The 24,898-nt window shown below is 35.9% G+C and carries 25 protein-coding genes; 9 read left to right on the forward strand and 16 right to left on the reverse strand.

The window, feature by feature from the left end:
- Positions 1-259 precede the first annotated feature (259 nt).
- The 8 genes from rplI to BMX49_RS10085 form a co-directional block, all read right to left on the reverse strand.
- Positions 260-790, reverse strand: coding sequence for a 50S ribosomal protein L9 (gene rplI / locus BMX49_RS10050; RefSeq protein ID WP_034720395.1), 531 nt, complete (start codon positions 788-790; stop codon positions 260-262).
- A gap of 146 nt (positions 791-936) precedes the next feature.
- Positions 937-1,239, reverse strand: a complete 303-nt coding sequence (gene rpsR / locus BMX49_RS10055) for a 30S ribosomal protein S18 (RefSeq protein WP_034720397.1) — start codon at positions 1,237-1,239, stop codon at positions 937-939.
- Positions 1,240-1,265: 26 nt separating this feature from the next.
- Positions 1,266-1,607: a 30S ribosomal protein S6 gene (gene rpsF / locus BMX49_RS10060; protein WP_034720398.1), complete on the reverse strand. Its 342-nt coding sequence runs from the start codon at positions 1,605-1,607 to the stop codon at positions 1,266-1,268.
- Positions 1,608-1,899: 292 nt separating this feature from the next.
- The gene (locus tag BMX49_RS10065) at positions 1,900-3,228 is read right to left on the reverse strand and encodes a S28 family serine protease (protein ID WP_034720401.1); all 1,329 of its coding nucleotides are present in this window, start codon (positions 3,226-3,228) and stop codon (positions 1,900-1,902) included.
- Between the two features lie 339 nt (positions 3,229-3,567).
- Positions 3,568-4,911, reverse strand: coding sequence for a chloride channel protein (locus tag BMX49_RS10070; RefSeq protein ID WP_034720402.1), 1,344 nt, complete (start codon positions 4,909-4,911; stop codon positions 3,568-3,570).
- Positions 4,912-5,263: 352 nt separating this feature from the next.
- On the reverse strand, positions 5,264-6,016 hold the full coding sequence (locus BMX49_RS10075; protein WP_034720404.1) for a polysaccharide deacetylase family protein: 753 nt from the start codon (positions 6,014-6,016) through the stop codon (positions 5,264-5,266).
- 98 nt (positions 6,017-6,114) lie between these two features.
- On the reverse strand, positions 6,115-7,077 hold the full coding sequence (locus tag BMX49_RS10080) for an NAD-dependent epimerase/dehydratase family protein (protein ID WP_034720406.1): 963 nt from the start codon (positions 7,075-7,077) through the stop codon (positions 6,115-6,117).
- Between the two features lie 244 nt (positions 7,078-7,321).
- Positions 7,322-10,150 carry a TonB-dependent receptor plug domain-containing protein gene (locus BMX49_RS10085; protein WP_034720409.1) on the reverse strand — a complete coding sequence of 943 codons (2,829 nt, stop codon included), beginning with the start codon at positions 10,148-10,150 and terminating at the stop codon, positions 7,322-7,324.
- A 174-nt stretch (positions 10,151-10,324) separates the two neighbouring features.
- On the opposite strand from BMX49_RS10085, the gene ggt reads away from it, so the two are divergent.
- Entirely contained in the window at positions 10,325-12,010 is a 1,686-nt protein-coding gene (ggt, locus tag BMX49_RS10090) for a gamma-glutamyltransferase (protein WP_034720411.1), read from the forward strand.
- Here the strand turns inward: ggt and BMX49_RS10095 are convergent, their stop codons facing one another.
- The 6 genes from BMX49_RS10095 to crtID form a co-directional block, all read right to left on the reverse strand.
- Positions 12,011-13,438, reverse strand: coding sequence for an SDR family oxidoreductase (locus BMX49_RS10095; protein WP_034720412.1), 1,428 nt, complete (start codon positions 13,436-13,438; stop codon positions 12,011-12,013). It abuts the gene before it with no gap.
- A complete protein-coding gene (locus BMX49_RS10100) occupies positions 13,435-13,920 on the reverse strand; it encodes an SRPBCC family protein (RefSeq protein ID WP_034720414.1) in 486 nt (161 codons plus the stop codon). The genes BMX49_RS10095 and BMX49_RS10100 overlap by 4 nt, the downstream gene beginning before the upstream one ends.
- A 150-nt stretch (positions 13,921-14,070) precedes the next feature.
- The gene (locus tag BMX49_RS10105) at positions 14,071-14,544 is read right to left on the reverse strand and encodes a sterol desaturase family protein (protein ID WP_177169191.1); all 474 of its coding nucleotides are present in this window, start codon (positions 14,542-14,544) and stop codon (positions 14,071-14,073) included.
- A 1-nt stretch (position 14,545) separates the two neighbouring features.
- Positions 14,546-15,004 (reverse strand): hypothetical protein, encoded by a 459-nt coding sequence (locus BMX49_RS10110; RefSeq protein WP_051803824.1) that lies wholly within the window; start codon positions 15,002-15,004, stop codon positions 14,546-14,548.
- Positions 15,004-15,849, reverse strand: coding sequence for a phytoene/squalene synthase family protein (locus BMX49_RS10115; protein ID WP_034720415.1), 846 nt, complete (start codon positions 15,847-15,849; stop codon positions 15,004-15,006). Before BMX49_RS10115 ends, BMX49_RS10110 begins: the two co-directional genes overlap by 1 nt.
- Before the next feature lie 2 nt (positions 15,850-15,851).
- Positions 15,852-17,321 carry a bifunctional phytoene desaturase/3,4-desaturase gene (crtID, locus tag BMX49_RS10120; protein ID WP_034720418.1) on the reverse strand — a complete coding sequence of 490 codons (1,470 nt, stop codon included), beginning with the start codon at positions 17,319-17,321 and terminating at the stop codon, positions 15,852-15,854.
- Between the two features lie 87 nt (positions 17,322-17,408).
- Here crtID and BMX49_RS10125 point away from each other — a divergent pair, with 87 nt between their 5' ends.
- The 8 genes from BMX49_RS10125 to BMX49_RS10160 are packed head-to-tail and all read left to right on the forward strand — an operon-like array spanning position 17,409 to position 23,116.
- Positions 17,409-18,077, forward strand: a complete 669-nt coding sequence (locus tag BMX49_RS10125; RefSeq protein WP_034720420.1) for a TetR family transcriptional regulator C-terminal domain-containing protein — start codon at positions 17,409-17,411, stop codon at positions 18,075-18,077.
- Positions 18,077-19,390 carry an ABC1 kinase family protein gene (locus BMX49_RS10130; RefSeq protein WP_034720423.1) on the forward strand — a complete coding sequence of 438 codons (1,314 nt, stop codon included), beginning with the start codon at positions 18,077-18,079 and terminating at the stop codon, positions 19,388-19,390. The genes BMX49_RS10125 and BMX49_RS10130 overlap by 1 nt, the downstream gene beginning before the upstream one ends.
- Before the next feature lie 2 nt (positions 19,391-19,392).
- A complete protein-coding gene (locus BMX49_RS10135) occupies positions 19,393-19,668 on the forward strand; it encodes a TIGR03643 family protein (RefSeq protein WP_034720425.1) in 276 nt (91 codons plus the stop codon).
- A gap of 27 nt (positions 19,669-19,695) precedes the next feature.
- Positions 19,696-20,292: a flavin reductase family protein gene (locus BMX49_RS10140; RefSeq protein ID WP_126337111.1), complete on the forward strand. Its 597-nt coding sequence runs from the start codon at positions 19,696-19,698 to the stop codon at positions 20,290-20,292.
- A gap of 6 nt (positions 20,293-20,298) precedes the next feature.
- Positions 20,299-20,439 (forward strand): DUF2256 domain-containing protein, encoded by a 141-nt coding sequence (locus BMX49_RS10145; protein ID WP_074726727.1) that lies wholly within the window; start codon positions 20,299-20,301, stop codon positions 20,437-20,439.
- Between the two features lie 14 nt (positions 20,440-20,453).
- Positions 20,454-21,149 (forward strand): SDR family NAD(P)-dependent oxidoreductase, encoded by a 696-nt coding sequence (locus BMX49_RS10150; RefSeq protein ID WP_034720429.1) that lies wholly within the window; start codon positions 20,454-20,456, stop codon positions 21,147-21,149.
- Between the two features lie 16 nt (positions 21,150-21,165).
- Positions 21,166-21,819: a MarR family winged helix-turn-helix transcriptional regulator gene (locus BMX49_RS10155; protein ID WP_034720432.1), complete on the forward strand. Its 654-nt coding sequence runs from the start codon at positions 21,166-21,168 to the stop codon at positions 21,817-21,819.
- Positions 21,809-23,116: a cryptochrome/photolyase family protein gene (locus BMX49_RS10160; protein WP_034720433.1), complete on the forward strand. Its 1,308-nt coding sequence runs from the start codon at positions 21,809-21,811 to the stop codon at positions 23,114-23,116. Before BMX49_RS10155 ends, BMX49_RS10160 begins: the two co-directional genes overlap by 11 nt.
- 17 nt (positions 23,117-23,133) lie before the next feature.
- On the opposite strand, the gene BMX49_RS10165 is transcribed toward BMX49_RS10160, so the two are convergent.
- Positions 23,134-23,985 (reverse strand): diacylglycerol/lipid kinase family protein, encoded by an 852-nt coding sequence (locus BMX49_RS10165; RefSeq protein ID WP_034720434.1) that lies wholly within the window; start codon positions 23,983-23,985, stop codon positions 23,134-23,136.
- 49 nt (positions 23,986-24,034) lie between these two features.
- Complete coding sequence (locus tag BMX49_RS10170; protein WP_034720437.1) at positions 24,035-24,835, reverse strand: PdaC/RsiV family protein; 801 nt, start codon at positions 24,833-24,835, stop codon at positions 24,035-24,037.
- Positions 24,836-24,898 lie beyond the last annotated feature (63 nt).

The following is a 24,898-nucleotide window of genomic DNA, read 5'->3' on the forward strand; positions in this document are numbered from 1 at the left end:
ATCTCTTTCTAATTAGGGTCTTTTTGAAGTGGTATTGGCCTTCTGTTAAACTCTAATTAAAATCAACCTTGTCAAGGTTTAAAACCTTGACAAGGTTAGGCAAGATTACTTTCTCAGGATTCTTTATGTTTTAAATTTCACCATTCACCATTCACCATTCACCATTCACCATTCACCATTCAAAATTCCCCTTCCCTTTAAACCAAAAAAAATCCGCTATCAACTAAATGATAACGGATTTTAAATATTTCAAAAACTCTTAGGCTTCTTCAGCTGGAGTTTCTTCTTCCGTAGCAACTGCTTTAGGTTTCGCAACTGGTTTCGGAGCTTCTACCACTGGTGGAGCATCAGAAACAATTTCGAATTCATAACTGTACTCTACATCTCTGTGAAGTCTAATTACGGCAGTAGATTTACCAGTTCTCTTAATGTTGTTCCCTGGAATCTTGATGTATTTTTTGTCAACTTGCACCCCTACTTTAGATAATTCTTCAGAAAGATTAGCATTGTTGATTGAACCAAACAATTTGTCACCTGAACCAACTTTGGTTGCAATAGTGATATTTGTTTTCTTCAATTGTTCTACGATTGCATTTGCAGCCGCAACTAATTTAGCTTCTTCGTCTTTTCTAGCTTCAAGAGTTTCTGCTAAAGAGGCTTTGTTTTTTGGCGTAGCCAAAAGCGCTAAACCTTGTGGTAACAAGAAGTTTCTTGCATAACCAGGCTTTACACTTACTGTATCAAACTCAAGTCCTAAGTTTTCTACGTCTTTTTTTAGGATAATGTCCATTGTTGTTGTCCGTTTTTGTTTTAGAAAAAGAGAATTTCTTATATCTAAAAATCGTTAGAATTAATTTTATAAATCAGCAACAAAAGTTTTAAAAAAGAAACTTAATCGAAATTAAGTTTCTCTCTTTATTCTTTTATCTATTGGTCTTATTTCAAAAGATCCGCCACGTAAGGCATCATTGACAAGTGTCTAGCTCTTTTGATCGCTGCAGATACTTTTCTTTGGTATTTCAAAGAAGTTCCTGTATATCTTCTTGGTAAAATTTTACCTTGTTCGTTCACAAACTGAAGAAGGAAGTTAGGATCTTTATAATCAACATGTTTGATTCCGAATTTTTTGAATCTACAGTATTTCTTATCAGATTTTGTATTAATGTCAAGCGGAGTTAAAAATCTCACTTCAGATTCTCCTCCTGCTGAGGCTTGTTTAGCCATATCATCTATTGCCATGTCTTTTCTTGTTTTAAGGGTTAAAATTAAACTTTCGCAGTTTTCACTTTCGTTCTTCTTGTTACCGCATACTCGATCGCGTGTTTGTCAAGTTTTGTAGTAAGGTAACGGATTACTCTTTCGTCACGTTTGTACGCAAGTTCTAAATCTGCTACTACAGTTCCTTCACCTTTGAATTCGATCAAAGTGTAGAATCCATTCTTTTTTAATTGAATTGGATACGCCAATTTTTTTAGTCCCCAGTTTTCTTTGGCAACGATTTCGCAATTGTTTGAAGTCAATAAGTCTTCGAATTTTTTTACTGCTTCCTCCACCTGTGCGTCAGATAGAACGGGAGTTAAAATGAAAACAGTTTCGTAATTGTTCATAATGTTAATTAATATTGTTAATTATTTCGAGGTGCAAAAATATAACTTCTTTTCTTAACATGCAAGAAAACGAATGGATTAAACCTGATTTTTATACGATAGAGCCTAAGAAATTACTTATTTAGACAGTAAGTTATTATAGATTAACTTATATTTTGAACTCAGATTCAATTCTGCCAATGATCGCTTATCTTTCCCATTACAGAAAGTTGCCGTTATCATGAATTACTTATTGTCGATTTTGGAAATATTTAATTGTTAAATAAACTTTTCCCTTACTAAATTCATTACATCATTCTGACTTTAACCAACTTTTTAATTTTTGTAAAGCCGCTTCTCGGGTAGCTGAATCAAAATCTTTTAATTTGGTAGAATGACTGGAATTTTTCAATACTAATTTCAAATTGTCTTTATCTTTGGGAAAAGGAATAGGACAGCAAATTCCCCAAGGATCGGTATCACCTATAATTAACATAAAATGCTCCATGTCCGTGGCTGCCCACTGCTGTTGTCCCTGACGAAAAGTTGGGTCAAAATTCGTTTTCTCGTCCGCAAAAAATGAAAGTGGATAATCTTTGTTTTTTAAATATTTCGCGAATGGTCTTTCATCATAACCATAATATCCGCCTTCAGAAAAAGCTTGATAGAGATGCGTTTTACTTCTCTGTTCCAAAGCGCTTAAATCTAAAAAATAAACGAGCTTATCCTGTAATGTTATTAACGAAGTTTCTGGCTGGATGCCCATTTCCCGAAGCTCTTTATCGTTTGTCGTCAGCTGTTTTGTTAATGAATCATAATTGCCAAAGGTTTGCCATAACCAAGCATCCAAATCCAGAACAGCATAGTCAAACATTGTTTCTGCATCATAAGTTCCATAATCTATATTGAATAATTTTTGCACCTTTTCATTGAATTTGATAAAAGCAGGTAATAATCGCTTCTTATTCTTTAAAAGATAGAGTTGATCCTGAAATATTTTTTTTCCATCTTCTGTACTTCTTTGTGTAGCGATATAATTCTGAAAACGGATGTCTTCTGCCGCAAGTGTCGTCGAAATACCATACGCAACAGTTGCCTCTACATCATTTGGATAATAATATTTGTAGGCGAAAACAGCATCACCACCTTTGCTGTGTCCAGTTGCTATCCATTTCTTTGGAAATATAGTATTAAGTTTTTTCCTGATATAATGAAAGTCATCACTGGTTTGCTTATAAGTCAAATATTTGAGGGACGTAGAATCTGGAATTGATTTACCAAAATAGCGATGCTCCACGATAATTTGATTGGCATCGAGCAGTTGGGTAAGTTCAGTTTTATAGGTGATCTTTTCCTGAAAAGGATAAAAGCCATAAGGACCAGATTCCATGACCACGGGAGCTGAGTCATCATTGAAACCTAATAAAATTCTATTTAAAAAAGTTCCTTTTGTAGGATCATTGTGATCGATCAGCTGTGGAATATTAATTCTATAATATTCTCTGTAAGCACTTGAGTCTACATAAATGACATTTTCTTGCCCAAATAATTTTTGAAGTTTTGGCAATAAACTCTGTGCCTTCATCAACGGTAAAATCAGAAATATTCCGAGGACGGTTAGGAAATGTTTTTTAGATTTCATAGCATAAAATTAATATTAAACCTTCGTCATGATTCTTGTGTTGAATAGCAAAAACTTCAATTTTTCAACAGCGAATAAAGATACAAAACCTTGACATTCTAAAAACAAAATACAAAAGAAACATAAATATTTGACTGGATATTTTAGTATTTTAAAACATGTTTTACTGCTTAAATAGTATCGTCTGAAAACTAGGAAGCACTGTCCTAATTCTGGTCCCGATCGAAACGACATGCTTTTTTAAGGAGGAACGATGAAAAAAAGACCTGCCTGTCGGCACACAGGTATAGTGGAGAGCGGGTGTGAATGGGTAAGAAAAAACGGTTTTGTGGCTCCTGATTATTTGCGTAATTCGTGGAGATACATCACTTTTAATTGGTCATAGAGCGAGTGTTTGCTTACCAAGACAGAGATGAGCGACGAAACCATACCGGCGAGCATGAGATAGAAAATCAAACTGTGGCGGTCGGTCATTTCCAAAACAATAATTGAAGAAGTAAATGGTGCACGAGTGATTCCAGTCAGAAAAGCAACCATTCCTGCTAGGATAACTACATTGGTTTCGTGCGGTGTTAAATTAATCCAACCCGCTACGACCGCGCCCATACTTGCTCCGGCTGCTAAAGCTGGCGCGAAAATTCCACCCGCGCCACCAGAAGTAAATGATAAAGCAGGACCAAGCATTCTAAACAGCGGCATATACCAAGCTTCATTTTTATTTTCCGTAAAAAGAACCCGTTGCATAATTCCTTTCCCTGAACCCAGAATTTCCTGGTTGATGAAGTAAGCTAGTGATGCGATGATTAATGCCGAAATAACTAAGAAAATAACATTGGAAAGATCTGTTTTTAATCTTTTTTTCCAATTGCTGATTCCAAGCATAAGTCGAGAAAGTTGACTGGCAAAAACTCCCGAAATTCCAGAGACCAAAATCACTGGAAATATAATCATCATGCTGATGTCGCTGGTTTTAGGATATCCCAAATATAAATACGAACCGGCAAAAGTTTGAGCGGTTAAACCCGCAATAATTACCGCGGTGAATAATGCCGTTTTGAAATAATTAATATGCGTTTTTGAAAGTTCTTCTACCGCAAACACAATTCCGCCAAGTGGGGTATTGAAGGCTGCGGAAAGTCCAGCTGCGGCGCCAGTCATAATCATGTTTTTCTTAGAAATCTTTGGCCACCAGTCCGGCAGATATTCGTTGACTTTTCGAAAGACTGATCCAGCAATTTGTATGGTCGGACCTTCCCGCCCAACCGCGCCACCACCTATCACTAAAATAATAGAAGAAAGAACTTTGAACAAAATAATTTTAATACTAAGTAATCGAGAAATTTTGTAATGTTCCTTCGGATTGGCTAATTCCACGGCGGCCATCACTTGTGGAATTCCGCTTCCTTTGGCATACGGCGCAAATCTCTTGACCAACCACCACGACGATACAAAAGCAACTGGCGCAACAATGAAGATGAGCCAACTGTGCCAGTTCATCATGGCATGCATCAGATTTTCTCCCCATTGAAAAAGCTGGGCATAGAAGACGGCGAAGATTCCAGTGATAAATGAACCAATCCAAAACGGAATGGCCTGAAGCAAATTGTGCTTCAATTTTTCGTTGTGAATGTTATCAAAAGATTTTTTGATGGATTGGCGAACAAGGATAAAGAGACTTCGCATCCTGCAAAAATATAATTTTTCAACGGTTCTTTTAACTTAAACGGTCATTAATTTAAACCAAACAAAAGGTCTGCAATGAGCAAACCTTCTTTTGTAAAAATCAATTGTAATTATTTTTTAACAACTTTCACAGATGAATTCCTTCTTCAGTTTGTATGTTAACAACATAAACTCCAGAAGCCAATTTACTTTGACCTGAAATTTATTCGCATTAGAAACAGTTAAGCTTTCAACATCCAAAGTTTAGTCTTCAACTTGTTTGAAGAAGCCTTCGTTGCATGGATCTACACTGTTGATAAATACTTATGAATAAAGTAAGGATTGTAAAAAATTGTAATTTTAGAACTAAATTTTAGAAAATAAAATCTTTTACCCGCGAAAAAGCGAGCGCTTCTTCATTAATCCATCGAAGGAAATGATCCAGTTTATCGTGTAGTTTTTGACCGGAATTATATTTTTTGTAGAAAGGAACTTCAAATCGATATTTTTCAAAATCTGAAAATTGCCAAGAGTTTACATAAACCAAAACAAATTCATCTTTTTTAATGGTTTCAATCACCATGCTTTGGTAAAATGAATTTGGCATTACCTGGAAAATAAAATCACTGTAGGGAATTTGTGAATAGGGAGAAATACTTTCATGCAGCATACTCAAGCCATTTTCTTCTGTGAACGGTGCTTTTCGCTCAAACCTTTTAAAGGGAAAAATCAGTGTGGTGTCTTCCTCAAGAGTGATATAAGTAAAACGCAAATGATGAAGGTCGTTTAAGTCAAAGTCATTTAATCTCATGCGGATTCCGCGAATTTGTTTGCCAATTAAATCTTCGGTGTTCTTTTTATGAAGTTCAATCGTTTCTAAACTTGAGTCGATATTGTAGAAGGAGATTTCATGTCCTTCATTAATTATTTTTTTAATCAATTTCTGCATGTTCGGAATGATAGAAATTTCTATGAAAAACGTCGCTAGAATTCCTTGACTTTCCAAACTTCTCAAAATAGCTTTGGTATTTTGAATCGTTATTTCCAACATTTCATCACCACTCAGCGCGGAGGTGTTTTTAAAAACACGATCTGTATTAAAAATATTAAACGTTAATAAAATCATAGTGAAAGTTAGGATGTGAAATTATAAAAAAAAATCTGCAATATCACTGGGTGTAATTCCTTTGATATTGCAGATGGTATTAAATTTTGTTGAGTTGATTATTTCGCCAACTTTATTTTAAGATTTTTCAACATATCTTCCGTCATTTCGGTGATCCCATAATCGTAAGAAAGTCCCCAATCTTTTTTTGCAACCGAATCATCAATCGAGGCTGGCCAAGAATCGGCAATTTCCTGACGGAAATCTGGTTTATAATCGATGGTGAAATCAGGCATTTCTTTCTTGATTTCTTCTGCTAATTGCTTTGGTGTGAAAGACATTCCACCCAGATTATAAGCAGTATGAACCGTTAGGTTTTCTTTCGGAGCAGCCATCAAATCAAGCGTTGCTTTAATCGCGTCATTCATGTATAACATCGGCATTCCCGTATTTTCAGAAATAAAACTAGTGTATTTTCCCTCTTCCACAGCTTCATAAAAAATTTCTACGGCATAATCTGTTGTTCCACCACCAGCGGGCGTTTTCCAGGAAATCAACCCAGGATAACGAATACTTCTTACATCAACACCAAATTTCGTATGGTAATATTCACACCATTTTTCGCCCGCCATTTTAGAAATTCCATAAACGGTTGTTGGGTTCAAAACAACTTCTTGTCCTACATTTTCTTTCGGAATCCCAGTTCCAAAAACAGCAATCGAACTCGGCCAGAATATTTTCTGAAGCAAGCCTTCTTTAGCCATTTCACAAAATTGTAGCAATGGTTCAATATTCAATTTCCAGGCAAAAAGCGGCTGTTTTTCCGAGGTGCCAGAAAGTAATGAAGCCAAATGATACACCGTTGTAATTTCATAATCTTTGATGACTTGGCGAACTAGCTGCGTATTGGTAACATCCATTCTCTCATAAAATCCTGCCGTAGTAAGATTTTTATCCCAACGATCCAATCCTGAAGCGACTACATTTTCGGCGCCATGAATTTCAACTAATCGATTGGTAAGTTCGGTGCCAATCTGTCCGAGGGCTCCGGTGATAAGAATTTTTTCAGTTTGGGATTTCATTTTTAGATTTTAGATTGACGCAAATTTAAGAAAATCGACTCTCAAAAGAAATAGTAATCACAAATAATTTTTGGGCGACTATTTCCGCCTTCCATTCCCGCTATTTTTTGCCTTTGCATTTCCCACGCTAAAAAAATGAGCTTCATTCAAGTCGGGTCGCAAGACCTGGTTTCTAAATCAATTGTGAGCGTAATAAAAAACTGCTTCACAAATTGCAAAGCAGTTTTACCTATTATTTATTTTCCTAAAAACTTAAATTAGCTCTCAAAAAAAGATATCTTCCATTTTGACCAAACTGAGAAGTGTTTCGGGAATAGACAAATTGGTTGGCATTTGATAGATCAACGCTGCTTGCATTTGCAGAATAAACAACATTTCCATTGGCATCAACGCTTGCCGGTCTTTTTGCAGAAACTGGTCCGTAATTTAAATCCGGATAAATATCAAAAATATTATTTGCCCCAAGAGTCAAGCTGATTTGTTTCGTAAACTTGTACGCTACCGATAAATCAGTAATCACTTTTCCTCCCCAAACTGGATGTTCATTTTCTATGGCTTGACCATTGATGACGATAGCATCAATCTGTCCGTTTCCATTCACATCGACAGTATTAGGATCGGTTACTTTTCCAAAATAAACATTCTTTACTAAAAAACTCAATTTGTCAAATTCTACTGTATTGATCAAAGAGGCTTTAAATCTTGGAATCGATTCCTGCAAATAAACGCGACTGGTTTCCGAGTAGTAACGGGATTCCTGACCAGAGGCTTTTAATTTAGCAGAAGAATGAATGTCGCCAATTCTATTTGTTTTTGAAACCGTTAAAGCAAAATCATTATTTAATTTGAATTTAGAAAAATTAAGTTTTTGGGAAATAACTCCTTCAATACCTCTTGTTTGAGTATCAATTGCGTTTGCAAAAAAAGCAGCCGCAGTAGCTCCCGCTTTCGTAAACTCAGCTTGAGTAACTGGAGTAGGTGAGAACTGATCGGTTAAAGTGATTCGATCTTTAATTTTAATATAATATCCATCGACGGTTAATGACAAGTTTGCCTGCGGAATTTTAGCGGTAAATCCTGCAGAGTAACTCGCAGATTTTTCCTGTTTTAGTTTTGTAATTCCCAATAAGTTAGCAAGCTCCGAGTCATTAGTGAAAATTCCAACTTCAAAAGCAGTCCCACCTACAAACTGCGTGGACGTGGAATTGAAAGAAATCTGATGTAAAGATGGCGCTCTAAATCCTGTAGAATGCGCACCTCGCAAATTGATGTTGTTCGTAATTTTATATCTGGTAGCTAACTTATAATTGAAAGTGGATCCAAAATCAGAGAAATTCTCAAATCTTAACGCTGCACTTAATAACCATTTATCCGTGATGTCAAGCTCATTGTCCGAATATACTGCAAACGAATTTCTATCTTTGCTCACTGCATTTTCTGGTCGAAAGCCAGGGAAAACCTGCGCACCTCCTGGCCTCGTGCTTCCAAAAAAATCAGTTGGTTTTAAATTCCCTGCGGTGCTAGGGCTTTGGATCAGTCCATTTATATCATACAATGCATAAGAATCTCTTTCACCTTGCGTGATTTTAAAATTTTCAAATCTACCTTCCGCCCCAAAAGCTAAGTTTAGGCCTTGCATAACATCGACCTTGGTATCGAAATCGGCATTAATGGTATTTTGAGAAAAGGCGAGTGCGCCAGCATCAAATTCTGTTTTACTCGGGTAAGCCATGCTCGTATTCGCAGTGTTCTTAATGGTGTAATCGAAGGAGTTTCTGCCAAAGGTATTACTCAAATCGTAATTGAATTTTCCCAAATTACCCTTGATTCCGCCAGCCAAGGAAAGATCAATAACATCTGAGGCAATTTCTGGCAAGAAGCCATTGGGATATATTGATGTTGCCGTTCTAGATTGATTGGGCAATCTATAAAAACCGGCTGCATTTCCATCTCGATAAGAATATCCTCCAAAGGCATACCCTTTTATGCCATCCGTTAGTGCAAATTCTGAGTTCATATACAATTGTCCGCTTTTCAATTTAGATTGGCCAACTCTCATGTTGTAATCTTCTCTTGACATACCTCTGTAGGCTAATTCATTTTCGGTAACATCAAAACCAAGTTTAGACTGTAAGTCTGCGATGGTATTGGCATTTTGAATTGCCGTTTGTTGCGCTGCCGTAAAATAATCTATACCCGCTGCATATTGATGAATTGCGCTAATAATTTGCTGAGTATTAGGGGTATTGTTGATATTAGAAAATAAGGATGAAATATTAACGCCGCCCTGCAAGGCTCTTTCCTCGACGGCATTATAAGCATTAAATATGTTTCCCGTTCTGGGATTGGCCCGCCGTGTATCATCCCGTGTCATTAAACTTCCCGTGAAATTAATAAATCCTTCAGAACCAATTTTTGTCCCGTAGTTTAAATCCACTTGGTACTTGCCGCCGTCCCAACCGCCATTGTGATCGTTCGATCCCTTTGAATTAAAGCTTCCGGCCGTAAGCGCTGCCGTTAACTGATTAGTTGCTTTTTTCATAACGACATTAATTACTCCTGCAATTGCGTCGGAGCCGTATTGTGCTGAAGCCCCATCTCGAAGGACTTCTAATCGCTCAATGCCAAAAGCTGGGATTGCATTTAAATCAGTTCCGACCGATCCTCTGCCGGGCGTTCCATTAATATTGACTAAAGCCGTGGTGTGTCTTCTTTTTCCATTTAATAAAACTAAAACCTGATCAGGTCCTAAACCTCGCAACTGAGCAGGATCGATATGATCTGTTCCATCTGCAACGGTTGTTGTATTTGAAGTAAAAGATGGTGCAGCAAAATTTAGTATTTGATTCAAATCCGTCTGCGGGCTTAGGTATCCCTGCGCGGCGATGTTGATTACATCGATGGGCACTGGTGTATCAGTTGCAACGCGATTTTTATTTCTGGACCCAACTGTCAAGTTGACTTCATCAATATTTTTGGTTTTTACAGAGTCTTTCTCTTGACCAAATGAATAGGAAGAAGTAAATGTTAACAAACTCCCTAAAAATAAGGCTTGATAGTAATTTTTTCTCATGGTTTTATTTTATTTATTCATTAAATGGGGAAATCCTTAGTCAAATATATAATATTTTTAGAAATTCAGTATATAAATATTAGTAAAATCATCTATTTGTTATTTAATACATAAATAGATTTCTTTTTGATTCTATAAATTTTAAATTCTTATTTTTGATAAAATTTTTTATACATGAAAAAGCTATTACTCTCTTTCGTATTACTATCCCAATTTGCTTTTGCACAGTTCACCGATATCAATATTGTTAAAGAAATTCACACGAAGAATAAAGGTCTGGTTGTTTCTGCACATCCTTTGGCGAGTGAAGTGGGCGCAAAGATTATGAAAATGGGTGGAAACGCTTACGATGCGGTAATTGCAACCCAATATGCTTTAGCAGTAGTTTATCCGCAAGCTGGAAATATTGCGGGTGGCGGATTTTTAGTTGGCGTGAAAAACTCGGGTGAGAAATTCACCATTGATTTTCGGGAAACTGCACCTGCGAAATCGTTCCGAGATATGTATTTGGATAAAAAAGGAAATCCGAATACCGATCTTTCTCAAAATGGACATTTAGCCGTCGGAATTCCAGGATCAGTAGCTGGATTTTATGCGACTTTGAAACATGCTAAACTACCGATGGAAAAATTGATTCAGCCGGCGATTGATTTGGCAGAACAAGGTTTTTCAGTGACCGAGAAAGAAGCCAGCTTACTGAATACATTTAAAAAAGATTTTCAGCTCCATAATAAAAACACCACGGCATTTCAGAAATCAACACTTTGGAAACAAGGCGATCTTTTAATTCAAAAAGAGTTAGCTGGAACTTTAAAATTAATTCAAAAGAACGGTGCGAAAGGATTTTATGAGGGAAAAACAGCTCAGCTCATTTTAGATGAAATGAAACGTGGAAACGGAATTGTGACTCTTAATGATTTAAAAAATTATAAAGTTGTCGAAAGAAAACCTCTTTCATTTACTTATAAAGAAACCGAAATTGTGTCGATGCCATTGCCTTCAAGTGGTGGAATTCTTTTAGCCCAAATGCTGAAGATGAGTAATTTCGAAAAGGTAGAACAGTTCCAACAAAATTCTACACAGGCCGTTCAGATTATGGTTGAAGCAGAACGTCGTTCGTTTGCTGACCGGGCAGAATATATGGGCGATCCAGATTTTATTAAAGATCAAACCAGCTTATTAATTTCTGATGATTATTTGAAAAACCGCTGGAAGACTTTCACCATGAATCGCGCTACTCCAAGTTCTGCGGTTGGGAAAATTATTGCTCAGCCCAAAGAATCGACAGAAACTACGCATATTTCAGTTATCGATAAAGAAGGAAATGCAGTTGCAGTTACGACGACGTTGAACGGACTTTATGGAAGTAGAGTTGTGGTTTCAGGCGGTGGATTTTTATTAAATAATGAGATGGATGATTTTTCAGTTAAGCCAGGCGTTCCCAATATGTTTGGTGCCGTTGGCGGAGAAGCAAATGCGATCCAACCCGGAAAAAGAATGTTGAGTTCGATGACGCCGACGATTGTGATGAAGAATTCTAAACCCTATATTATTGTGGGAACTCCAGGCGGAACAACAATTCCAACCTCGGTTTATCAGTCGATTGTCAATATTGTAGATTTTAAATTAAGTCCGAATATGGCTGTAAATACGCCGAAATTTCATCACCAATGGTTGCCTGAATCCGTTTTGGTAGAAACTAATTTCCCTGAAACGACCATTAAAGATTTAGAAAAAAATAATTATAAAATCGAAAGAACTTCGAAAATCGGACGAACCGAACTCATTATTATCGATGAAGATGGAAATGCAGTGGCGGTTGCAGACGGTCGTGGTGATGACTCTGTGGCGGTAGAATAATTATTTCCCCGCCAGTTTTTTCAGCATTCCGTTAAAGATTAAGCCGTGAAAAGGCAAAACAGAATACCAATATAATCTGCCAGATAATCCGAGCGGACGAAAAGTAGCTTCTTGTTTCAATACGCCATTCTTTATGGTAAATTCTAACCATGCTTCGCCGGGGAGTTTCATTTCAGCAAAAAGCAATAGACGTTTTTCATCTCTGTTGGCATACAAAACGCGCCAAAAATCAACAGAATCTCCAGCTTCTAAATCACTCATATTTCGGCGGCCTCTTCTTAGACCAACACCTCCGAAAAGTTTATCTAAAAACCCTCTGATTCTCCAGAGAAAGTCGGCGTAATACCAACCAGTTTTGCCACCAATACTAAAAACGCGATCAAAGGCTTTTTCAGGATCATCTACATTTTCTTTGCGAATATCTTTGAAACAACCTTCTTCGGGAACTTCCAGATATTGCCAAACTTTACGACTGTGAAACTGATTTGAAAAGGAATCGAACCAACTTGATAAAACATCATTTTGTTTGATTTTATCAAAGGCTAAACGAATCGCTTCATGATAAGAAAAAAGATGAATATCTAATTTTTCTGCTAGATTATTTTTGGTGGCCACAACATCAACTTTCATACTGTCGACTAAGTTTACAGCCAGAAAATAACTGGTGGAAGTCACGAAATACAACCAATAAGAAGACAGTCTGGGCGTCATAATCGGCACTATGAAAATAGTTCTTTTCAATCCACGAATTTCCGCATATTGAAGCAGCATTTGTTTGTAGGTAACAATGTCGGTTCCGGCGATATCATAATTCTCATTGTAGGTAAATTCTTTGCCCAGAACGCCGACTAAAAACTGGATGACATTTCTGATCGCAATCGGTTGGCATTTGGTATTCAGCCATTTCGGTGTTACCATGACTGGTAACTTTTCGACCAAATCTCTGATGATTTCAAAGGAGGCACTTCCGGAGCCAACGATAATTCCAGCTCGAAGACTTGTTAATCCATAAACTGAACTAGCCAAAGCTTTTTCTACTGCTTTCCGGGATTCTAAATGCTTTGAAAGTTTTTCCTCGTTAATAATTCCAGTTAGAAAAATAACTTGTTTTACATTGGTTTTTTCTAAGGCTGTTCTGAAATTATCCGCGGAAGTTTTTTCCTTTTCTTTAAAGTCACCGTCACTAGAAGACATGGAATGAATTAAGTAATAGGCAACCTCAATATCTTTCGGGATATTGTTTAAAGTTCCTTCATCTAAAAAATCATTTTCAATAACTTCGATCTGATCTATTTTATCTTTAAATAATTTCAATCCAAACCGATTTTTATCCCTTACAGAACAAACGATATGATGACCTTCTTCTAATAACTGTATCAGAAGTCTTTTGCCAATGTAACCGGTAACGCCTGTAAGTAATATTTTCATGGGGTCAGGAATTTTTTAAGGATTTTATAACGACTTTCAAAGATGAATTTAACTTTATTGTTTACTAATTTTCCGGCAACTAAATTTCCTAACATCCCCAACGGTAGTTTATAATTCACAATATCTGTCATCATGACCTCATTGGCGGAAATTTCTTTAAAATGGTGTTCGTGATGCCACATTGCGTACGGTCCGAACCGCTGCTCATCCACGAAAAACTCTTTGTCTTCCAAATGCGTAATTTCTGTAATCCAGTTGGAACTGATGCCGGGCAAAATTCCAATTTTATAAGTGATAATTTGCCCCTTATATGTTTTAGCTGGTGGATTGTTGGTAATTCTAAACTCCATTTCTGGTGGCGTAATCTTATCTAAGTTCGCTGGGAACGTAAAAAACTCCCAAGCTTTCTCTAATGAAAGTGGTAAGACTTGCTCTGAAGTCAAGGTATAAATTCCGGATTGTTTGGTCAGATTAATTTTCATTTATCGTGGAGAGATTTTGTGATTTTGTCAATATCTATTTAATTAGAAGACATAATCGTCTATAGCAATTTTTTTAAAAATAAATGCTTCTAAGTGATTTTGAGTTTTTATTTAAAGTATCAAGAAAACAAACGCGTAAGAAAGGCAGGTTTATTTTTTAATAGTTGTCATTCTAGCTTCCTGGAAATATTTCATCGGGACATAGAGCATTCCGAAACATTCACCTTCTTCTTTGCCTAAATGTTTGTGATGAATCTTGTGGGCTTTTCTTAGACCTTTTAAATACCAGTTTGAAGTTTTATCAAACCATTTAAAACGGCGATGTATTAGCACATCATGAACTAGAAAATACAGAGTTCCATAAATTAAAATTCCTAAACCGATAAAAAATAAATAATTAATTCCACCTCTGGTTCCAAACCAAAAAAGAAGAATGCTGGGAATAGCACCAACGATAAAGAAAGCGTCATTTTTTTCAAATACATGCGGGTAACCAGGTTGATGATGATCTTCGTGCAAGTACCAGCCAAAGCCGTGCATTATAAATTTATGAGTAAACCAGGTTGCTGCTTCCATCAGGAGAACAACAACAGCTGTAAGTGCAATATATCCTAGAATTTCCATTTTATAATTTTAAGTAATCTTTGATGTATGATTTTAAAAATTTGTCCTCTTCATTGACGTATTCTCTTGTCAAATAAGTTCGGTCTTCTTTGATTTGATGGTTGTAGCCTAAAATTGCGGGAGCGCTTTCTTGCGTAATTAAGCGCATCAAGCGAATTTCTAAATTACTTGGATCCATTTTCAAAGCCTGATCCATGGTTTTTTTACCATCATTAAAATAGGACATTTTCTTCAACGGGTTGAAAGCATGCTTTGCCATAAAGAATTTCCCAACCGCCAGAAATCCCGCAAATATTGGTTCTTTTGTAGTTTGGTAAGCCGTATTTGATTTGTCAATCAAAGTTTTTGCGGCACGTTCTGATTTCTCACCAGTTTGCAGCAATTTTCTATATTCTTGTAAATCCTGAGCGAACATCACATTGGAGATTAAGATGAGTAATAATATTCCGAGTCTTTTCATTAAAGAAGGTTCAAATTTTTGTTTAGAATCATTTCGCCGAAAAGATACATTTTTCGAGCGTTAGAAACACGAATTCTTTTGGTTAATAATAATTCTGGTTTGGTGTTTCTAATTTTTTTAAACAAATTAAAATAATATTTATACGCCATAAACACCGCTAATTTACTTGAAATCGGTAACATTTTAATACCAATTTTTGCATGGGCAAAATCTTGCGCGATATCTCTTTCAATACCGATCTTATCTTCAGCCGAAAAGTTTTTAAAATCGACGCCTGGAAAATAAGTCCTATTCAGATCATTAAAATCTGCGCTGATATCTCTTAAAAAATTGATTTTTTGGAAAGCGGCACCAAGACTTTGAGCGTAAGGTTTTAACTTTTCATATTCTAAAACGTTTCCGTCAACAAAAACTTTAAGACACATCAAACCAACAACTTCTGCTGAACCATAAATATATTCGTTGTATTTATCGTCGCTCAAATCTTTAATTTCACTCAAATCCATCTTCATGGAATGCAAAAAAGCATCTACCAAATCTTGCGGAATTTTTTGTTCCCGCTGAGTTAGACAAAACGAGTGCAGAATGGGATTAAGCGAGATTCCTTTTTCTTTGGCTGTATGATAATTTTTTTCAAAATCATCCATCAAACCAGCTTTATCGTAATCATGAAAAGTATCTACAATCTCATCTGCCAATCTCACAAATCCGTAAATATTATAGATGTGTTGGCGAATCTCTGGTTTAAATAAGGAAGACGCCTTGTAGAACGAGGTGCTGTATTTTTCAGTAACCATTTTGGAGGATTGTCCGCAAAACGAGTTAAAAATTTCTAAATTATTCATGGTTAGAATATTTTGTTTTGATGTTGAAGAATATAATCAGTAACTACTTTTCCGGAGATTAAAGCTGGTGGAACACCCGGTCCTGGAACGGTTAATTGACCCGTGTAGAATAGATTATTAATTTTTTTATTGCTGATGCTTGGTCGTAGAATAGAAGTTTGCAATAAAGTGTTGGCAAGGCCGTAAGCATTACCGCGGCAAGAGTTGTACCGTTCTTTGAAATCCTGAACGCCAAAACTTTTCTTAAATAAAATTGAACTGCGTAAATCTACGCCAATATTTTTTTGCACGCGGTCCATTATCAAATCGAAGTATCGATCATGGATCTCCTGATTGTCTTCTAAATCAACGGCCACCGGAATTAAGAAAAAACCAACTTCCTTTCCTTCTGGACAAAGGTCTAAATCTGTTTTTGAAGAGAAATTTGCGTAGAACAAAGGTTTGGTGGGCAATTTTGGCTCATCATAAATATCTACAGCGTGTTGCCCAAAATCGGTATCGAAAAACAAATTGTGATGTTGCAATTCTGGCACTTTTTTATCAAATGCCACATAATATAAGAAGGACGATGGCGCAAAAACTTTCTTTTGCCAATAATTGTCAGTGTAGTTTTTTTCCTCCTTCTTTAGTAACTTTTCAGTGTGCGCGTAATCTGCTCCTGAAATAACCAAGTCAGCCTCAAAACTATCAGTTGTGGTAATTACGCTCGTTGCTCTATTATTTTCAGCTTGAATTTCGGTTACATTTTGATTAATGTGAAATTCAACACCTAGCTCTTTCGCTAATTTTACCATTCCTAAAGCAACGGCATTGAAACCACCTTTCGGATACCAAGTTCCTAAACCGAAATCGGCATGATTCATAAAATTATAAAAGGCTGGCGTATTTTGAGGTTTTGCACCCAAAAACAAAACTGGGAATTCTAAAATGCTTTGCAGTTTTGGATTCTTAATATTCTTACGAACGGTCTGCGAAATATTTTGAACAAATAGATTTAATCGTGTCGCTGTTTCAATACTTACTAATTCTAAAAGCGATTTTCCGGGATTATAAACCAAATCTTTCATGGCAATCTCATAATTTTCGCGCGCATCTTTCATGAATTTTCGAAGATGCTTGCCACTTCCTGGCTCTACTTCTTCAAATTTTGCGATGATTTTTTCGGGATCATCAGAGATATCGATGTAATCATCTTTCCCAAAAACTACTCTGTAACCTGGTGATAATTTTTTCAGCTCATAATAATCAGAAACTTTTTTTCCAAAATCGGCGAAAAAACGCTCAAAAATATCTGGCATCCAGTACCAACTCGGGCCCATGTCGAATTTGAAACCCTCAATTTCGAGCAAAGAAGCCCGACCGCCCAACTGTTCGTTTTTTTCTAAAACCTGAACAGAATAGCCTGCCTTAGCCATGTAACAGGCAGAAGCAAGTGAGGAAAATCCAGATCCGATAATGACAACTTTTTTCATGTTTTAAATAATGGTACAAAAATATACTTTTATTTTGTAAATAGAAAGTTTTTTTACTAAATTTGTACTTTAATTACAAACCAAGATATGAAAAATACTGAATTAACACAGGAGATAATCTTAGATCTTTACTCAAAATACGTTTTAAGAAATAATAAGAAGCCGCTGAATGTTTTTACGTTCTGCGATGACCATGGAATTAGTGAAGCCGAATTTTATTCGTTCTACGCCAACTTCGATCAACTGGAAGCAGATTACTTAAAGTTTTTTATGGACCAAAGTATGCTTTTGATCACGGCTGAAGAAAATTACTACCACGAGCATCCCAAAACAAAACTGCTTTCTTTTTACTATACTTTCTTTGAGCAATTAACGCTGAATCGAAGTCTCGTAATCTATCTGATTGCTTCCGATAAAAATAATCTGGATAATTTGAAAAAATTGTGGTCTCTTAAAAAGGAGTTCCAACTGTTTATTAAGTCATTAAATATTTCCGAACCATTAATGGATAATGTTAATGAACGAATGGAAAAGATGGAGCGCTATAAAAATAAGGGAATCGAGGAATTATATTGGGGTCACTTCATGGCTACTTTAAAATTCTGGCTTGATGATACCAGTCCAAACTTTGAAAAAACAGATATTTTTATCGAGAAGTCAGTTGATACAAGCTTTGAACTTTTCGAAATAAAACCATTAAAGAAGTTAATCGATTTAGGAAAATTTCTTTTTAATGAAAAAGTAAAAAACAAATAATGAAAACATTAGATAAAATACCCACAAGCAAAATCCAAAGAGCCAGTAAATTAATCTCCACAGGCGCTAAAGTTGGCGTCAACTATTTGAAATATTACGGAGATAAAATTACGAAAACCGAAGAAGAGGCCAAGAATACGCTTAATGAAAATAATGCGACTGACATTTATGACGGTTTGAAAGAGCTGAAAGGAAGCGCCTTGAAAGTTGCCCAAATGCTCAGCATGGAAAAAAATATTTTACCAGCAGCGTATGTGGAGAAATTTTCTTTATCGCAGTTTCAAGTTCCCCCTTTGTCAGCGCCGTTGGTAGCCAAGATTTTTAAAACTTATTTCGGAAAAAAACCGACCGAACTTTTCGATCATTTCGAACCAAATTCTACCAACGCGGCCAGTATTGGTCAGGTTCACAAAGCGATGAAAGATGGAAAAGAGTTGGCGGTTAAGATTCAATATCCGGGAGTTTCAGATTCTATTTCATCTGACTTAGCGATGGTAAAACCGATTGCCATGAAGATGTTTAATATTAAAGGAAAGAATTCTGATCAGTATTTCAAAGAAGTTGAGGATAAATTATTAGAAGAAACAGATTACGTTTTAGAGATCAACCAAAGTTTAGAAATCAGAAAAAGTTGTGAAAACTTGCCTAATCTGGCTTTTCCAGATTACTATTCAGAATATTCAAATGATCGAATTATCACCATGGATTGGATGCATGGCAAGCATCTCTCCACTTTTTGTGCAGAAAATAAGGATCCAGAATTAGCCAATCAAGTCGGACAGGCGCTTTGGGATTTCTACATGTTTCAAATTCATCACTTGAAAAAAGTGCACGCTGATCCGCATCCCGGAAATTTCTTAGTTTCTCCTGAAGGAACTTTAATTGCGATTGATTTTGGATGCATGAAAACCATTCCGCAAGATTTTTACATTCCTTATTTTGAATTGGCGGTTCGTGAAAACTTGGATAATAAAGAATTTTTAGATGCTAAATTGCTGGAATTAGAAATCATCCGTTTAGATGATTCTGAAGATGAGAAACAATTTTTTACTGAAATATTTTACGAATTGTTGTACTTATTCACAACGCCTTTCCAAGAAGAAAACTTTAATTTCTCTGACGGGAAATTCTTTGCAGCCATTGCCGAACTTGGCCAGAAATATGCGAAGAATACGCAGATGAAAGGTAGAAATGCCAATCGTGGATCGCGTCATTTTATTTATATGAACCGTACATTTTTTGGCTTATACAATTTAATGCACGACATTAAAGCGAATAATATTATCATTAACAACTATAAAAAATTTCAGTAAAAGTGGATTTAACCATTGAACAAATCGACCGAGTTATTGAAATGGCTTGGGAAGATCGAACCCCTTTTGAAGCAATTAAATATCAGTTTTCTTTGGCAGAAAAAGATGTAATCGCTTTAATGAGGGCTGAACTGAAAAGAAGTTCTTTTAATTTATGGCGCGCTCGAGTCAATTCGGGAGTAAGTCAAAAACATTTGTTTAAGAGAAATAATGAAATTGACCGGTTTAAATGTAGCCGACAAAAAATGATTTCAGGAAATAAAATTAGTAAGAGATAAATGCAAAATGAGGTAGAAATGGTGTCAATGACAGCCGATGAAATTTCGAAAGCAGAAAAGCTTTTTCGAACGAAGTTCATTAATTCTTTAGCTGGAATTCGTCAGGTTGTTTTGATTGGTACAAAGTCGAATGACGGTCAGGAAAATGTAGCCATTTTTAATTCGTTAATTCATTTGGGTGCCCATCCGCCATTGTTGGGATTTATTTCGAGACCCGATTCTGTCGAACGAGATACCTTGCGAAATATCAAAGAATCGGAAAGTTATACCTTAAATTTTGTGCATAAAAAATGGCTGAAAGAAGCGCATCAGACATCAGCAAGATATCAGAAAGAGGAGTCGGAATTTGAGGCAGTTGGCTTGAAACCAGAATATTTAGGACAATGTCTTGCACCTTTTGTGAAAGAGTCAGCGATTAAAGTAGAGTTGAAATTGAAGCAAATTTTAAATATTGAAATCAATAAAACCATTATGGTTATAGGCCAGATTGAGTGTGTGCATCTGCCGAAAGATCGACTAGCTAAAGATGGATTAGTTGATCCTACAGATTTGTTATTGAGCGGTGGATTAGATGCGTATTACGATAGTGATTTTTTAGATCAGTTGCCGTATGCAAAACCATAATTCAATTTGAAAAATAGTAAGAAAGAACATCTTCCTCAGAAGATTTGCCCAGTTTGTGACAGACCTTTTTCCTGGCGAAAAAAATGGGAAAAAGATTGGGAAAGTGTTAAATATTGTAGCGAAAGATGCAAAAGAAATAAAATATAATAGTTTAAAATAGTATGAGAAATATATTAATTGTTGGAGCTGGAAAAGGAATCGGCTTGCATTCTGCTCAATTGCTGAGCGATGAAAATCTATTCACGATTTCACGAAATCTAACGCCGGAATTAGAACTTTTAGGAACTCAGTTTTTCGAATTGGATGTATCTAAAGATGATTTGACTGATCTTAATTTGCCAGAGGAATTACACGGGTTGGTGTTTTGTCCAGGTTCTATTAATCTAAGACCATTTAACAGGTTAACAGAAGAAGATTTTCTGGCAGATTTTAATCAAAATTTTATGGGTGCGGTACGAGTGATTCAAAAATGTTTGCCCGCTTTGAAAAAATCGAAATCAGCAAGTATTGTCCTCTTTTCAACTGTTGCTGCAAAATTAGGAATGCCATTTCATACATCGATCGCGGCCAGTAAAGGGGCCATTGAAGGATTTGCTAAAAGCTTAGCTGCAGAATTGGCGACGGCAAATATTCGAGTTAATGTGATTGCACCCTCGCTTTCTGATACTTCTTTAGCCGCGCAATTACTGTCGACTGATGACAAAAGAATAGCTTCGGCAAAAAGACATCCACTGCAAAGAATTGGAACTCCAGACGATAGTGCTCAATTAGTTGAGTTTCTCTTATCTGATAAAAGTTCGTGGATGACGGGACAAATTATTGGCCTTGACGGTGGTTTAGGAAATATAAAACTTTAATAAAAAAATAACCAATATGGAATTAAATTTAATCATCGATATCTTAACAGAAGTAGATACTTTTCAAAAATCACAATCGAACACCCAAACCAGTTTGGAAGATTTTCGACTTTATTTAAATGAGAAAGCTTACGAAAACGAAACGCCTAGAAATTTAACTGGTAAATTTGATTTGGAAGTTTTTGATCTTGAAAATGAAATCGCCAAACAGGTTATTATGTTGGGCAGATATTCTAAACATTTAATTAAAAAATCCCTCGAAAATCATCCCGATTTGATCAACGAGGATTTTACGTATTTGTTCAGGTTAATGGATTATCCATCTTTGACGAAAATGCAGTTGATTGAAAAAAATGCGCATGAAAAACAATCGGGCATTGAGATTATTAAGAGATTAGTCCGAAACGGATTGTTCGTTGAAAGTCCTGATGCCGAAGACAAAAGAAGTACGCGCATTTCAGTAACCGAAAAAGGAAAGAAAGTGTTTCAGGAATCAATGAAAGACATCACGGTTGCTTCAAAGATTATGTGTGGAAAATTAGATGAATATGAGAAAGAAAATTTATTGGATTCTTTAAAGAAATTAAACACTTTTCATCAAACCTTGTATACCAATTTGCGTAACGAAAGTCCAAGCATTTTGTTGAAGTTGATTAATAATGAAGCATAAAGTTACTATTTTCTGGTTTCGAAGAGATTTGCGATTGGCAGATAACCATGGACTTTTTAAAGCCTTGGAATCTTCTGAAAACGTTTTGCCTATTTTTATTTTTGATACGGAGATTCTTTCAAAATTAGAAAATAAGGAAGATAAAAGAGTGGATTTTATCATCCAAACTTTGCAGGTTTTAAATCAGTATTTAGAGAAGTCGGGAAAGTCCATAAAAATTTTACATGGAAAACCATTAGCTGTTTTTGAAGAACTTGCTAAAAAATATTCCGTGGAAAGCGTTATCTGTAATGAAGATTATGAACCTTCGGCAATCAAGAGAGATCTTGAAATCAAGGATTTTTTAAATCAGAAAAAAATAGACTTTTATACTTTCAAGGATCAGGTTCATTATCATAAAGATGATATTTTAAAGTCTGATGGAACGCCTTATACAATCTACACGCCCTATTCGAAACAATGGTTGCTGAAATACAATTCGAAAGAATCTGAATTTTACAGCAGTGAAAAATTATTGTCACATCTAATTGATGTTGAAAAACAAGATATTTCGCTGGAGAAAATTGGATTCAAGAAAACTGGTTATCAATTTGAAGTTCCGAAAATTGATCGCAGCATCTTAAAAACTTATCACGAAACCCGTAATTTTCCCACCACGCCAACTTCTGAAATGAGCGTGCATCTTCGATTCGGCACGATTAGCGTTCGCAAACTCGCTGCGGAGGGAAGGCTGCTCAATGAAACCTATTTGAAGGAATTAATTTGGCGAGAATTTTTTATGCAAATCCTTTATCATTTTCCAAAAGTAGTGCATGAATCTTTCAAAAGAAAGTATGATAATATCGACTGGTTGTATGATGACAAGTTGCTCAAAAAATGGCAAGACGGAAAAACCGGATATCCAATTGTAGATGCTGGAATGCGTGAATTAAATGAAACTGGTTTTATGCATAACCGCGTGCGAATGGTTTGTGCCAGCTTTTTTACCAAACATTTATTAATGGATTGGCGAATTGGGGAAGCTTATTTTGCGGAGAAATTATTAGACTATGATTTATCTGCCAACAACGGAAACTGGCAGTGGAGTGCAGGGAGCGGTTGTGATTCGGCGCCTTATTTTAGAGTTTTCAATCCAGCAGAGCAGCAGAAGAAGTTTGATCCCGATTTTAAATACATCAAAAAATGGGTTGCAGAATTTGGAACGAAGGATTATCCCGCACCAATTGTAGACCATAAATTTGCCAGAGTGAGGGCTTTGGAAACTTATAAAAAGGGTTTGCAAGAACAGATTTCTTAAGTGTAGATTACTTAAATCTAAATTAAAATCTTCAAACTTTTCGGCAATACTTTAATATGAATCGGAGAGTCTATTTCATTGTATTCTCCATCTAAATGCCAATCTTTTGTATCCACTGTAAAAGTAATTTCTGGTACAGAAAGAAAAGTCACGTAGGCGTTTTCTTTTAATGTTTTGGTAAACATTCGGAATGCAAAAGCAGCGCCTTGTATCAAGGTAAATTTTTTCACCAATACCATTTCAACCAAACCGTCTACGGTACTAGCGTGGGGCGCAATATAAGCGTTGTTGCCGAACTGGCGGGTATTAGCAATGTTTACCATGAGATAATCACCGTCGTGTCTTTTAAATTCTTCAGCGGAAAATTTTACATTGATTGGTTTGTAGTTAAAGAAAGTTGCAACCGAAATTTTGATGTAATTTTTAAAACCTCTGCTTGTTTTCTCGAACTGCTTGACTACTTTTCCGTCGAATCCTGTTCCGGAAACATTAATTGAAAGTCGGTCATTCACCTTAAAAGTATCGATTTCTCGGAAAGTTTTTGCTTTAATTTTTATCAAAAGTTCATCTAAATTTTTGGTAAAATTAGTTTCATTTGAAAAGCCGTTTCCCGAGCCAGCTGGAAATATGGCGAGAACTTTACCCGTGTTGATCAACTGTTTTGCGACGGAAGAAATCGTCCCATCACCGCCAACGGCCACAAATATATCCGTGGAGTCAAAATTATCTTGGATGAATTTTTCAGTTCCGGCTGTTGATTCTGAGATATAAAAGCAAGGATCTTCAATCTGTTTTTGAAGAGAAGCTAAAAAAGGCTGATAATTTTTATTGGCCGAGAAAGGATTAATAATAAAAGCTACATTTTTCATGGAGTGTAAAAATAGAAAAAGCAAGTGATTAAACTTGCTTTATTAAAATTTATAATGATTGCCTTTTAATAAAATCATCTGTTAATAGTAGTTTGATATCAGCCAAAGGGATTTTTATGAGAACAGGGCCAGCAGCATAAGCCGTAATTTCGTATTGGTTGTAAAGGAAATACAGATGCTCTTTATCAAAATAGAAATTGGAGTTTAACGGAATTTGATCAACTAATAACATATCGACTTGTCCTTTATCGCCATCATTTTGAATGAAATTATCCATTAATATTTTCTGCCAAATAGCAGCACCTGGATCAGTAATAAGATCGGCTAACTGCATTGTTTTGTTGGTTTTCAAATCAAAAACTTTGTAATTTTCATAATAATAGCCGTGCGCTCCACCTGTATAACCGTCACCTGTGTACTGAACAGTCAGAAAATTATTGTCTTTTGAGAACATTTTCATATCGCTATGAGTAAACCAGCTTTGCGCGAACTCAGGCTTATAATCTTTTAAAGATGATTTTTGTTCTTCATAATATTCTGACTTTTTCTTATTGCTCGCTTCCGCTAAATTTGCCTTAGAATAGTCCGATAATTGAATTTGCTTTGGCGCATAAATAGAGTCTAGTAGCGTTTTGTTTTTTAGGGTAGGGAACACCAATATTTTCGACTCAAATACTACGGTAAGATTCTGATCTACTTTTAAAGAGTCTTTAACGTTAATTGAATCTAGCTGAAAAGTTGCCTCATTATTCACCGTAATTTTTTCGGTGTTTTCGGCATTGGGTTTTGATTTGTCGCAACCAACAAAGATTAGGGATATTATAAGGGATAGGCCGACAATTTCTTTCATAGCGTAAATTTAAGGAAATTTTTCTGTTGCAAAATAAAGGTATTAACTACAGTCTACAAAAAA

The sequence above is a fragment of the Kaistella antarctica genome, from assembly GCF_900109615.1.
Lineage (GTDB): Bacteria > Bacteroidota > Bacteroidia > Flavobacteriales > Weeksellaceae > Kaistella > Kaistella antarctica.

Excerpts from the sequence above, each read along its gene's own strand:
- BMX49_RS10170 (WP_034720437.1), bottom strand. The coding sequence starts at position 24,835 with ATGAAAGAAATTGTCGGCCTATCCCTTATAATATCCCTAATCTTTGTT.
- BMX49_RS10100 (WP_034720414.1), bottom strand. The coding sequence starts at position 13,920 with ATGAAAATTAATCTGACCAAACAATCCGGAATTTATACCTTGACTTCA.
- BMX49_RS10160 (WP_034720433.1), top strand. The coding sequence starts at position 21,809 with ATGAAGCATAAAGTTACTATTTTCTGGTTTCGAAGAGATTTGCGATTG.
- BMX49_RS10115 (WP_034720415.1), bottom strand. The coding sequence starts at position 15,849 with ATGAATAATTTAGAAATTTTTAACTCGTTTTGCGGACAATCCTCCAAA.
- BMX49_RS10095 (WP_034720412.1), bottom strand. The coding sequence starts at position 13,438 with ATGAAAATATTACTTACAGGCGTTACCGGTTACATTGGCAAAAGACTT.
- crtID (WP_034720418.1), bottom strand. The coding sequence starts at position 17,321 with ATGAAAAAAGTTGTCATTATCGGATCTGGATTTTCCTCACTTGCTTCT.
- rpsR (WP_034720397.1), bottom strand. The coding sequence starts at position 1,239 with ATGGCAATAGATGATATGGCTAAACAAGCCTCAGCAGGAGGAGAATCT.
- BMX49_RS10140 (WP_126337111.1), top strand. The coding sequence starts at position 19,696 with ATGACAGCCGATGAAATTTCGAAAGCAGAAAAGCTTTTTCGAACGAAG.
- rpsF (WP_034720398.1), bottom strand. The coding sequence starts at position 1,607 with ATGAACAATTACGAAACTGTTTTCATTTTAACTCCCGTTCTATCTGAC.
- BMX49_RS10105 (WP_177169191.1), bottom strand. The coding sequence starts at position 14,544 with ATGGAAATTCTAGGATATATTGCACTTACAGCTGTTGTTGTTCTCCTG.
- BMX49_RS10070 (WP_034720402.1), bottom strand. The coding sequence starts at position 4,911 with ATGCGAAGTCTCTTTATCCTTGTTCGCCAATCCATCAAAAAATCTTTT.
- BMX49_RS10075 (WP_034720404.1), bottom strand. The coding sequence starts at position 6,016 with ATGATTTTATTAACGTTTAATATTTTTAATACAGATCGTGTTTTTAAA.
- rplI (WP_034720395.1), bottom strand. The coding sequence starts at position 790 with ATGGACATTATCCTAAAAAAAGACGTAGAAAACTTAGGACTTGAGTTT.
- BMX49_RS10110 (WP_051803824.1), bottom strand. The coding sequence starts at position 15,004 with ATGAAAAGACTCGGAATATTATTACTCATCTTAATCTCCAATGTGATG.
- BMX49_RS10125 (WP_034720420.1), top strand. The coding sequence starts at position 17,409 with ATGAAAAATACTGAATTAACACAGGAGATAATCTTAGATCTTTACTCA.
- BMX49_RS10065 (WP_034720401.1), bottom strand. The coding sequence starts at position 3,228 with ATGAAATCTAAAAAACATTTCCTAACCGTCCTCGGAATATTTCTGATT.
- BMX49_RS10155 (WP_034720432.1), top strand. The coding sequence starts at position 21,166 with ATGGAATTAAATTTAATCATCGATATCTTAACAGAAGTAGATACTTTT.
- BMX49_RS10150 (WP_034720429.1), top strand. The coding sequence starts at position 20,454 with ATGAGAAATATATTAATTGTTGGAGCTGGAAAAGGAATCGGCTTGCAT.
- BMX49_RS10080 (WP_034720406.1), bottom strand. The coding sequence starts at position 7,077 with ATGAAATCCCAAACTGAAAAAATTCTTATCACCGGAGCCCTCGGACAG.
- ggt (WP_034720411.1), top strand. The coding sequence starts at position 10,325 with ATGAAAAAGCTATTACTCTCTTTCGTATTACTATCCCAATTTGCTTTT.
- BMX49_RS10085 (WP_034720409.1), bottom strand. The coding sequence starts at position 10,150 with ATGAGAAAAAATTACTATCAAGCCTTATTTTTAGGGAGTTTGTTAACA.
- BMX49_RS10165 (WP_034720434.1), bottom strand. The coding sequence starts at position 23,985 with ATGAAAAATGTAGCTTTTATTATTAATCCTTTCTCGGCCAATAAAAAT.
- BMX49_RS10130 (WP_034720423.1), top strand. The coding sequence starts at position 18,077 with ATGAAAACATTAGATAAAATACCCACAAGCAAAATCCAAAGAGCCAGT.